An 11534-nucleotide genomic window follows, 5' to 3' on the forward strand; every position below is an offset into this window, starting at 1 on the left:
TGAGATCTTAAAATGTGTTTGTGAAAATATGTTTTCTGAGCTCTCTGAACCTTCCAGGTTCTGAGGTTCGCTCATGAAAACATATTTTCTTGGGTGCAGACCGGATTGGGTGCAAACAGGATTGGGTGCAAACAGGATTGAGTGCAAACCGGATTGGGTTCAGATTGGGTTTGTTGTTGTTGTAATATAGTGTCATCATTAGACAATATAGTTGCAATTACTTGTTGCGCTATCCTATAAATTGGCCTTACAAATATAACCCGAAAATTACAACCATGCTTGATGAAAAAGCCGTTGCCCTAGCGGATAGTACGTAGGGTGCAGATTGGCAATGATAGGTCTTTGTACAGCATTCGCTGCAAAGCAGAAGCTAAAATCTAATCGTCAATTATCAGGAATATAGCATGTTATTATATCAGAAACTTTCAGATAAGGAATTGATTACCGCTGTGAAAAATGGTGAGCAAATGGCTTTGAAACAAATTATAGAACGTTATTGGCAGCGCTTGATCGCGGTAGCAATGAATCGTCTTAATGTGCTGGAAGAAGCCGAAGAATGTGTACAGGATGTATTTTATAACTTATGGAAGAAAAGAGAGAGTATTGAACTGAGATATACGCTTGGTACCTATCTTTCGGTAGCCATAAAATACCAGGTACTTAACCTCCTTGATAAGAAATACCGCAGGATCAAAACAACGGACGTAAGTGAAGATGCTATCGTGAATTCGCTTGGTTATATGGACGATTATCTGCTGGAAAAGGAATTGTTCAGGCAGCTGGAAAGTACCATCAGACAACTGCCTGAAAAATGTCAGATTATTTATAGGCTAAGCCGTGAAGGAGGTAAAACCAATAAACAGATTGCCGCTGATCTCCATATTTCAGAAAAAACAGTAGAAGCGCATCTGACAAAGGCGCTGAAAGACATTCGAGGTCAGTTCACCTTGAATAATTTGCTTGTTCTTATCCTATTGCTGAACCATCTTCAGCGTAAACTATAAAATATTTAAAAAAAATATTAGTCACGACTAAGGGTAACTGAATTATTTTCTGGCTATGCAGAAAATAAGAAGTAAAAATGGAAAATAAAAACCCGGTAGACTATATCAACACACTTGCGCATAAGTGGCGCAGTGGTCAGATCAGTCAACAGGAAATGCAGGAACTGAATACCTGGTATGAGCAGCATCAGGATGAGTTCGTTGAACTACCAGGAGAATATAAAGATCAGCCTGATCTGATAAAAGATAGGATCGAAAAGCAAGTATTTGACAGAATTAATAGGGGAAAACCAGAATCCTGGAAAAAAAATAATCTGGGGTCAAAAATAGCGGTCGCCGCATCGATAATTTTAATAGCCGCTGCAGGGCTATTTTACAATAAGTATAACAGAAGGCAGGAGCCTGCTACAGGTAATTACAGCAAGACCATTGTTCCGGGCAAACAAGGGGCAACATTAATGCTGGCAAATGGGAAGAAAATCAGATTATCTGATGCTGGTAACGGAGAACTTGCTAAAGAATCCGGGGTAAGCATTTCTAAAACTGCAAACGGCCAGATTACTTATGAAATTAAACAACCTCTGGATGCTGCTAACCAAGAGGAGCAAGTAAATACCTTGTCAACCGAAAAAGGCGAAACCTATGGAATAAAACTTCCAGATGGTTCGTTGGTGATCTTAAACGCAGCCTCAAGCATTACTTACGCAGCCAATATTACTGCACTTCATGAACGTAGAGTTAAACTTCGGGGGGAGGCATATTTTGAAGTGGCAAAAGACAAAATACATCCATTTATTGTCGAAACAGAACAACAACAAGTGGCGGTTTTAGGTACACATTTTAATGTGATGGCCTATGAAGATGAAGAAACCGTCAAAACAACACTGCTTGAAGGTGCTGTAAAAATATCTGCCCATGGAAAATATCAATCATTGAAGCCTGGTCAACAAGCAGAAGTTAAACCTTCTGGAATACAACTATTGGATAATGTAGACCTGGAAGAAATCACCGCATGGAAAAATGGTGATTTCAAATTCAACGACAATTTAGAAAATATTATGTCCAAAATTGCCCGTTGGTACAATGTCGAAATTATCTATCAAAATAAATTTGCGCCTGATCTGACCTTTTCTGGAAAAATTTCAAGGTCGAGGAACATCTCCTGCATTTTGAAAATGCTGGAGTATAATGGAGATGTACACTTTAAAATAGAAGGGAGGAAGATTATTGTAACAAAATAGACGTGCACAACATACAAACGGTAATCTGAAAAATGGTTAAAGATGCGCTAACATCTTTAACCTGATATTGAGTTTACCCTTCCGGAAATCCGGAAAAAAAATGACTTGAACCATTTAGACCTAAACCCAACAATTCAAATTTATGGATTTAAACTTACAATTAAGGTATGCCCGTTATCGTCATACCTGGAATAAAATTTTGCTGGCTATGAAATTAACTATTTTATTGCTAACCGCAGTAATTATGCAGGTAAGCGCAAATAGTTTTGCGCAAAAAATTACCATTAACAAAACCGAAGTTTCCTTAAAGCAAATCATAGAGGAAATAAGACTACAAAGCGGATATGATTTTTTATACAATAACAAACTTCTGAAACACGCTAAACCAGTAACCATTAATGTTAAAGATGCCAGTATAGAAGAGGTTTTGGAAATCTCTTTTGCAAACCAGCCCATCACTTATAAACTAGAAGCTAAAGCCGTTTGGCTAAAGGAAAAATTGCAAAGGTTGCAGCCGGCTACTTTAGCTAATTCTGTTAAATGTGAGGTGTTGGATAAAGATGGAAATCCATTACCAGGAGTTAATATAAAGGTGGAAAGTACGAATAACGGAGGCTTAACGGATAATAAAGGTAATTTTCTGTTGAAAAATGTTAAAGCTGGTGATGTCATTATCATTTCTATGTTAGGTTATGTACCGCAAAGAATTACATTAAATTCTCAGACAGAACTGAGCATTACTTTGCTTGAAGATTCGCAGGGATTAAACGAGGTTGTTGTTGTGGGTTTAGGTACCCAAAAAAAGGCGAGTGTAATTGGGGCAATTTCTTCCATTTCTACCAAAGAACTGAAGCAAAGTCCTGTGGCCAATATCTCAAATGCACTGGCCGGGAGGTTACCCGGTCTGGTTGCCATACAAAGAAGCGGAGCACCTGGGGTAAATGGTAACGATGCGGCTCAGCTTTATATCAGGGGTATTGCCTCGCTAAACAATTCCAGCCCTTTGATCGTGGTGGATGGCGTTGAGGGCCGGACCATAAGTGATATAGATGCAAATGATGTGGAAAGTGTAAGTATCCTGAAAGATGCGACTGCTACAGCTATATATGGTATGCGTGGCGCCAATGGCGTTGTATTAATTACCAGCAGAAGGGGATCATCAGCAAAAGCTCCTAGTATTAACTTTACTTCGCAGTTTGGTTTTCAAACACCAACCCGGATACCGGAAACGGTCAACTCCTACGAGTATGCCTTGCTGTACAATCAGGCAAATAAAAATAACGGAACGCCATTAACCTATACCCAACAACAACTTGACGGTTACAAGAACCACACAGATCCTTACTTATATCCGGATAATAATTTTGCAGACCTTTTACTAAAAAAGAAGTCATTGATGAACAGGCAAAATCTGACCATTACCGGAGGATCAAATTTTGCACGCTTTTTTGTTTCGGCAGGATACCTCTCACAACAGGGCATTTATAAAAAGTTTGATACGCCCTATCCATCCGATCAGGTCTTCAGACGTTATAATTTCAGGGCGAATGTGGATATTGACGTTACAAAAACAACCCTTGTACGTTTGGATTTATCTGGCAGTTTTGGCTCTCTTAACCGGCCAGCCTATCCAAATGAACCGTTTTTTTCTATAGTCAGATTTGCACCAAATGCGTTTCCCATAAAGAACCCCAACGGCACCTGGGGTGGTTATCCAACGGTAAAGAATAATCCGGTTGCAGAACTGGCAGATGTTGGTTATGTGATTAATTATGCCGGCCGGCAACAAGGGACATTTATGCTGACACAAAAATTGGATGTGCTGACTAAGGGCTTATCGGCAACAATGTCGCTCTCGTACGATGCCAATTATGCCCAGGACCAGACTCGGTCGAAAAGCTACGATGCATTCCAATACAATTCAAATGGCTCCTATACACGTATCAATACCGCAACTAAATTAGGTGCGGTGAGCGGTGCTTATGGTTTGAGCCGATTTTCAACCTACAGGGCAAATTTAGGTTATGACAGGTCATTTGGAGACCACAATGTAACCAGTACCATTTTTTACAGCCAGCAAAAGTCATTTAGTAATGTTGCAATAGCCTCTGGTTTACAAGGATTGCAAGGTCGTACGACCTATAATTACAAAAATAAATATTTTGCCGAAGCTACTTATGCTTACAATGGTTCTGAAAATTTTGCTCCGGGTAAACGCTTTGGACTCTTTCCTGCAGGTGCAATTGGCTGGATTGTGAGTAGCGAGGATTTTTTTAAGGAGCGGGTTAAATTTATCTCCTTCTTAAAACTTAGAGGTTCGTTTGGTATCGTCGGTAATGACAGCTACAGCAGCAGATTTTTATACAACGGCTATTACTCTGATGGTACAGGAACCTCTTTTGGAAATCCTCCGGCAGGCGTAGGCGGATTGCAGGAAACATTTATTGGTAATAGCGACATTACCTGGGAGAAAGGATACAAAAGGAATATTGGTATTGAATCAAAATGGTTCAATAACATGCTTAGTTTTAATGTTGATTTGTTTCAGGAAAACAGAAAAAACATCTTAGTAGCGCCCCTGACACCTGGCTTAGCCGGTTTCCCAACAACTGCTCCGATTAACAAAGGTGAAGTTGTAAATAAAGGGATTGAAGCAGAACTTGGTATACATGAGAATTTTGGCGGAGTACAAGTTAATGTATTGGCCAATATTGGTTTCAACAGAAATAAAGTACTGGACAACAACCAGGCTGTACCTAAATATGCTTATCAATCAGGTATTGGACAAAGGGTAGGGCAAACCTTTGGTTTAATTGCGGAAGGTTTTTTCCAGAATCAGCAGGAAATTAACAATAGCCCGGTTCAAACCTTTACCAATCGTGTAATTCCGGGAGATTTAAAATATAAAGATGTAAATGGCGATGGCCGGATCGATGATTTTGACCGGGTTCCTATTGGTTATAGTTCTGTGCCTGAAATACAATATGGAACCACGCTGAACTTGTCTTATAAAAATTTCGATATAAGCGTATTGTTTCAAGGTTCTGCCAACTCATCTGCTTATTTTGATTCCTTTGGTTATACGCCGTTTTTTAGCCAGGGTACCGTTTTAAAAGCATTTTTAGGAAGCTGGACTCCGGAAACGGCTGCTTCAGCCACTTATCCAAGAATTGATATTGGGTCTAATCCTAATAACAGCCGGATCTCTACTTTCACTTTGCAAAATGGAAACTACCTGAGGTTAAAGAATGTTGAAATAGGCTATTCTTTTTCTCAGGCTTTTCTTAAAAGAATAGGCTTACAAAGTGTACGGGTGTTTGCAAATGGTCAAAATCTTCATACATGGTCTAAAATTACCCTTACAGATCCTGAATATGGAAGCGGAAGCATTGGCAGTACTTATCCACAACAAAAGGTTTACAATTTTGGGTTATCTCTTAATTTTTAATGTAAAAGAATTTAGTTCAAATGAAGAATTATATCATTATAGCTTTATTGCTATCGACAATAAGTTTCAGCTCTTGTAAAAAATACCTGGACCTTGCTCCAAATGAAAATATTACCGAAGATCAGGTATTTAGTACCGTGATACAATCTGAAAGCTTTGTAAATAATATTTATAGTGTATTGCCCACCGTTCAAACCAGGGGCGGGGACGGTTTTACCTCAATTGACTGTCTAAGTGATGAGGCTGCGCCTACATTCTGGAATAACGGAATGGCTTTTAACAGAGGTGGCTATTCACAATCTTCCAATCCAATAGGTAATATCTGGGCCAATAGTTACCGTGGTATCAGAAAGGCAAACATTTTATTGGAAAGGCTTCCCGGTGTACCGACAACAAGTAATGATGAAATACAAACTAAAACAAGACTAAGAGGTGAAGCACTATTTTGCAGGGCATTTCTTTATTTTGATATACTGAAATTTTATGGTGCATTTCCAATTGTAGATAAGCGCGTACCAATAAATGACCCATTTCAGCAAAAGCGAAATAGCTATGACGAGTGTGTGGCATTTATGGTCAAAGATTTAGACGAGGCCGCAGGCATTTTACCTTTATCCTATTCTGCAGGTCTGCTTGGACGCGCGACAAAAGGCATGTGCCTGGCGTTAAAATCCAGACTATTATTATATGCTGCCAGCCCGCTGAATACCTCCGATAATCCAGCCAAGTGGCAACAGGCAGCCAATGCTGCAAAAGCAGTGATTGATCTCAATCAATATACTTTATACAATGTTAAATCAAATAAGAGCGATAACTATAAAGATGTATTTAATGTATATGCCAATTCTGAAATTATTTGGTTTAGAGATCTTGGAAATAATAAAAACTTTGAGCAAGCTTTTTATCCTCCTGGCATGTCTGGATGGGCAAATGCGGTTCCAACACAAAATTTAGTAGATGAATACCAGATGGCTAATGGGAAAGACATATCAGACCCAAGTTCTGGTTATGACCCTGCTCATCCTTACCTGAACAGAGAGCCCAGATTTTATGCGACCATTTGGTACAACGGAAGTGTCATCAGAGATTACACTGTAGCGGCGAAAACCGGAGGACTTGATGGGATTAACGGCGCGAATGTGAATACGACTACAGGGTATTATACGGCAAAATTTTGTGATGGGTCTGTTAGTCTTACTTCTGGGGCCGGAAGACAAATCATGAGCATCTGGTTTAGAATAGGAGAAATGTATTTAAATTATGCTGAGGCTGCAAATGAAGCAAACAGCTCGCCCGTGGCAGATCCAAGAATTTATACTTATATGAATTTAATAAGAAGCCGGGCCGGGCTTCCCAATTTAAATGAGGGCCTTACAAAACAACAGATGCGTGTTGCGATCAGAAGAGAGAGAAGGGTTGAGTTATGCTTTGAAGAACACCGGTTTTTTGATGACAGAAGATGGAAATTAACATCAAGCTCTCCTATTTTTGCTTTTAGGTGGGATGCTGCCGGAGCAACTTATACAAGGGAGCAGGTTGAGAACAGGCCTTTTGATCAAAAAATGTGGTATATGCCAATCCCTCAGACTGAGCTTGATATTTTGCGTAATGTGACGCAAAATCCTGGTTGGTAATTAATTAGTTAGGAAAATATGTTTTCTGAGCTCTCTGAACCTTGCGCGAAGAGCTTCAGGTTCTGAGGTTCGCTCATGAAAACATATTTTCTTGGGTGGAGACCAGGTTGGGTGCAGATAGGATTGGGTAGAGAGTGGACTGGGTGCAGACCGGATTGGGTGCAGATTAGATTGCGTTGGGAAATGGAAAGCAGTTGGTTCTTTTTGTTTTGAATGCGTATCTTCAGGGATTGAACTGTTATTGCGGTTGGTACGAAGATAAAATCAAGATATGAAGAAATCCTTTGCTGTTAAAACCTCCATCTATTTGTTGGCTTTGGTATTTATTTGCCCCATCATCAGGGCGCAAGATAAGCCGGCGATTGTTCCAGAACCGGTTTCGTTGGTTCAAGGTAAGGGTAGGTTTGTAATTAATGATCAGACTTCTTTAATCCTTCCGTCGGGCAACGCTGAGCTTGCCAGGTTGGGTAATCAGGCTAATGAATGGTTTGGTGTACTAACAGGGCATAATTTGCCTGTAAAGAGTAAAGCTACTGGGGCGGGGAACTCCATTAGGTTGTTGTTGAATCCGGAATTGAACAATCCTGGTAATGATGAGGGTTACGAGCTATCTGTTACTGAACATGAAGTAAAATTGCAGGCGCGTAAAATGGCGGGTTTATTTTATGGTTTACAAACGATCCGGCAACTGCTTCAGCTTTCGGCCGAAACCAATCAGCAGCATAGTTTGCCCGTTGTTGAAATTGTTGATTATCCCCGATTGAAATGGCGTGGGTTGATGCTGGATGTAAGCCGGCATTTCTTCTCAAAAGACTTTGTGAAAAAATATATCGATGATATGGCGCACTATAAGTTCAATGTTTTTCACTGGCATTTAACAGACGATCAGGGATGGCGTATAGAAATAAAATCGTTGCCCCGCTTAACTGAAGTGGGTGCCTGGAGAGTGCCAAGGACAGGACAGTGGTGGTCTTATACGCCACCTCAGAAAGATGAAAAGGCTTCTTATGGGGGATATTATACGCAACAGGATATCAAAGAAATAATTGCCTATGCGGCTGAAAGGCACATCACCATTGTACCGGAAATTGATGTTCCTGGCCATTCACTGGCAGCTATAGCGGCCTATCCTTATTTGTCTGCAACCGGATACAATTATCCGGTAAATCCTGGAAGTAAGTTTTATAATATTGACGACAATACTTTAAATCCGGCAGATGAGCGGGTGTATGCCTTTCTGGATAAAGTTTTTACAGAGGTTGCGGCTTTGTTTCCGGGTGATTATGTCCATATCGGTGGCGACGAGTGCACCAAAAACTTCTGGCAACAATCGGCCGTGGTACAGGATTTTATGAAACAACAGGGGATAAAGACGGAGCACGAACTGCAGAGTTATTTTATAAAAAGGGTAGAAAAAATCCTGAAAAAAAAGAAGAAAAAAATAATCGGATGGAATGAAATTCTGGAAGGTGGACTGGCTCCTGAAGCCACAGTGATGAGTTGGCAGGGGATGCAGGGGGGGATTGAAGCAGCGAAACAAGGACATCAGGTTATTTTTACACCGAGCAGTAATACCTATCTGGATCTTTACCAGGGTGATCCATTATTGGAGCCTGATACTTACGATATGCTGCGTTTAAAAACAGCCTATCAATGGAATCCCTTTCCTGCAGGGATAGATAGTACGTATGTTTTGGGCGGACAAGGAAACCTGTGGTCAGAATCTGTGCCTACCGCACGACACGCTGAATACATGACATGGCCACGATCTCTGGCATTATCTGAGGTTTTTTGGTCGCCACGTGGAAAACAGAACTGGGCTGATTTTCAGACAAAGTTAATACCTCAATTTAAGATTCTTGATGCCGCACAAATCAATTATTCAAGGGCGGCATTTGATGTGCTTGCTACGGTAAAACTCGATCAGGAAAAACAATTACTGGTTTCTCTTAGCACAGATGTAGACAGCCTGGATATTTATTACACTCTGGACAATACCAATCCTGATCCATCGAGTGTGCGTTATAATGGAACACCGATCGTAATTCCTAAAGGTATTTATCAAATAAGAGCACAATCATTTAAAGGAAATACTGCTGCGGGAAAATTATTGATTGCTCCGTGTGGAGAATTAGAAAAAAGGACTAGGTGACGCCGGTTATGCGTTCGGTTTTCTATTTATTTTGTCAATTTGCTTTTGTAGCATTGATTTTTCTGTGCCGGTTTTACAAAAGTGTTGTGCCTTTATGAAATATTCTTTGGCCTTATCCATGTCGTCAGTATTTTTGTACAATTCTGCCAAAAGAACGAGATAAAAATGGTTCGTATTCAAATCTAGCTTTTTGGCTTCTTCTATGGCGGGTAAATTTCCATGAACTTTTGAGAATGCCCAGATCCTGTTTAAGGCCACGATAGGAGAACTGTTTGCCAGTAATAAAACATCGTACAATTTTAATATACTCGTCCATTTGTCGGGATTGTTGCGATCAACGGTGTGCCAATAGCCAATACTCGCTTCAACGTAAAGTGTTGATGTTATTTCCCATTTAGATGCCTGTTGTAAATAATAAAATCCCTTTTCAATAAATTCTGTGTCCCAAAGTGCTCTGTCCTGGTCATCATATAATATTATGTTTCCGTTTTCCGATTGCCGTGCTTCCAAACGTGAAGCCTGAAAACACATTAAGGACATTAGAGCATTTGAAGCGTGATTGTTGGTTTGGGGGGTGTCCAACAGTAAATAAGCCAGATTCAGCGCTTCGACGCAGAGCTCTTTCCGAATAATGGAATTGTTGCTTTCAGAATAGTAACCTTCACTGAACAAAAGGTATATAGTTTGAATAACGGTGTTTAATCGCTCATTGATTTTATCATCGGCAGGCATTTCCATCTGAATTTTTTCTGAATAGAGCTTTTCTTTGGCTCTTTGCAATCTTTTGTGAATGGTTTCCTTGTTTGATAAAAATGCGTCTGCAATTTCATTTAATCCTAATCCGCAAAGGATGCGTAATGCCAGACAAATTTGTGCTTCTGCTGAAATAGACGGGTGGCATAAGGCAAAAAGCATTTGAAGCTGACTGTCAGAAATGTTTTTGTCCGAAAAATCAATTCTGATTTCATTCAACAAACTGTTATCGGTTAATTGTTCAGATACTATTTTGTTGAATGTTTGGTTTCGGGCAAGATGATTTTTTAACTTGTTTTTGGCAACGGTATAAAGCCAGGCTGTTGGATTTGAAGGTTTCCCCTTGTAGGCCCAACTATCAAGTGCCGCTAAAAATGTTTCGCTTACAATATCTTCCGCTGTTTCCATATATTCCAGACCAAATGATCTGGTCAGGACAGATACCATTTTACTATATTCTGTCCTAAATAAATGGGGAATTATATCGTTTTCATTCATTTTTTTCTAAAGTTCCCGATTTTTCGGGAACTTTTTTTTAATGTTTTACGATTTGCCGTACTTCTACAGTATTGCCTTCACCCTGTAAAATGGGGGCACCTTTTGCAAATTCTGCGGCTTCGTCTGCCGATGCTGCTTTTACAATAATATAGCCACCAAGTGTTTCTTTAATGTCACCAAAGGGCCCGTTTGTAATAGATTTTTTGTGGTCAACTATTTTAGCATCGTCAAATAACAGCCCGGTGCCACTTACAAATTTGTTTTGTTCCACAATACTGTTTACCCAATCCATTTGTTGTTTCATCCATTGCTGAATTTGTTCTGGCGAAACCTTTCCGCTTACGTTTTCGTGTCTGAAAAGAAGAATGTACTCTTTCATTTTTGTTGATTTTAATTGTTATTGAATGTTTGAACTATACCCCAATAACAATCTGATTTCATTGAAAGGGACAATCAAAGATGAAATATTATTTTAAACAATTGGTTTGAAATAATATTTCTATTGTAATTAAAAGCGTTCTTTTAATTCACGTTATTTGTTAGCTCACGCAATAAAAAGGCATTTCGAACGCTATACTTGAAATATGAATCTACCACTGCGCATCAATTTTGATGAAAAGGATTATACCTATATGATCATCACCAAGGGAATAACAAAAGAAACCAATGCCATCCATATTAGCCTGAATGGTATGGATTATCAGCTTGTTTGCAATGAAAAAGGGGAGTGGGATGCTGTTGATGCGACTGTAAGCGATCATCCCGGGCTGCTTAAAGCGATAGGAAGAAACATCAAACTCCGGT

8 protein-coding genes are annotated in these 11534 nt (G+C 39.7%); 6 read left to right on the forward strand and 2 right to left on the reverse strand.

Translation table 11 applies throughout. The annotated features are described in order from the left end of the window. Positions 1–404: 404 nt before the first annotated feature. The 5 genes from VNZ46_RS24595 (at position 405) to VNZ46_RS24615 (ending at position 9479) form a co-directional block, all read left to right on the forward strand. Positions 405–1004, forward strand: coding sequence for an RNA polymerase sigma-70 factor (locus VNZ46_RS24595; protein WP_325563569.1), 600 nt, complete (start codon positions 405–407; stop codon positions 1002–1004). 77 nt (positions 1005–1081) lie between these two features. Continuing rightward, entirely contained in the window at positions 1082–2245 is a 1164-nt protein-coding gene (locus VNZ46_RS24600; RefSeq protein WP_325563571.1) for a FecR family protein, read from the forward strand. A 142-nt stretch (positions 2246–2387) separates the two neighbouring features. Then, positions 2388–5693, forward strand: coding sequence for a TonB-dependent receptor (locus VNZ46_RS24605; protein ID WP_325563573.1), 3306 nt, complete (start codon positions 2388–2390; stop codon positions 5691–5693). 20 nt (positions 5694–5713) lie between these two features. Beyond that, positions 5714–7327, forward strand: coding sequence for a RagB/SusD family nutrient uptake outer membrane protein (locus tag VNZ46_RS24610; RefSeq protein ID WP_325563575.1), 1614 nt, complete (start codon positions 5714–5716; stop codon positions 7325–7327). Positions 7328–7598: 271 nt separating this feature from the next. Next, positions 7599–9479, forward strand: a complete 1881-nt coding sequence (locus tag VNZ46_RS24615) for a beta-N-acetylhexosaminidase (protein WP_325563577.1) — start codon at positions 7599–7601, stop codon at positions 9477–9479. Positions 9480–9485: 6 nt separating this feature from the next. Here VNZ46_RS24615 and VNZ46_RS24620 read toward each other — a convergent pair whose 3' ends face one another. Further along, entirely contained in the window at positions 9486–10730 is a 1245-nt protein-coding gene (locus VNZ46_RS24620) for an RNA polymerase sigma factor (RefSeq protein ID WP_325563579.1), read from the reverse strand. 37 nt (positions 10731–10767) lie between these two features. Further along, a complete protein-coding gene (locus VNZ46_RS24625; RefSeq protein WP_325563581.1) occupies positions 10768–11109 on the reverse strand; it encodes a YciI family protein in 342 nt (113 codons plus the stop codon). A gap of 205 nt (positions 11110–11314) precedes the next feature. Here VNZ46_RS24625 and VNZ46_RS24630 point away from each other — a divergent pair. Next, a partial coding sequence (locus tag VNZ46_RS24630) for a hypothetical protein (protein ID WP_325563583.1) occupies positions 11315–11534 on the forward strand: 220 nt, incomplete at its 3' end.

The sequence above is a fragment of the Pedobacter sp. genome (assembly GCF_035566355.1).
Classification (GTDB): domain Bacteria; phylum Bacteroidota; class Bacteroidia; order Sphingobacteriales; family Sphingobacteriaceae; genus Pedobacter.

Coding starts and splice junctions, on each gene's coding strand:
- VNZ46_RS24610 (WP_325563575.1), top strand. CDS start 5,714: ATGAAGAATTATATCATTATAGCTTTATTGCTATCGACAATAAGTTTC.
- VNZ46_RS24600 (WP_325563571.1), top strand. CDS start 1,082: ATGGAAAATAAAAACCCGGTAGACTATATCAACACACTTGCGCATAAG.
- VNZ46_RS24595 (WP_325563569.1), top strand. CDS start 405: ATGTTATTATATCAGAAACTTTCAGATAAGGAATTGATTACCGCTGTG.
- VNZ46_RS24625 (WP_325563581.1), bottom strand. CDS start 11,109: ATGAAAGAGTACATTCTTCTTTTCAGACACGAAAACGTAAGCGGAAAG.
- VNZ46_RS24620 (WP_325563579.1), bottom strand. CDS start 10,730: ATGAATGAAAACGATATAATTCCCCATTTATTTAGGACAGAATATAGT.
- VNZ46_RS24615 (WP_325563577.1), top strand. CDS start 7,599: ATGAAGAAATCCTTTGCTGTTAAAACCTCCATCTATTTGTTGGCTTTG.
- VNZ46_RS24605 (WP_325563573.1), top strand. CDS start 2,388: ATGGATTTAAACTTACAATTAAGGTATGCCCGTTATCGTCATACCTGG.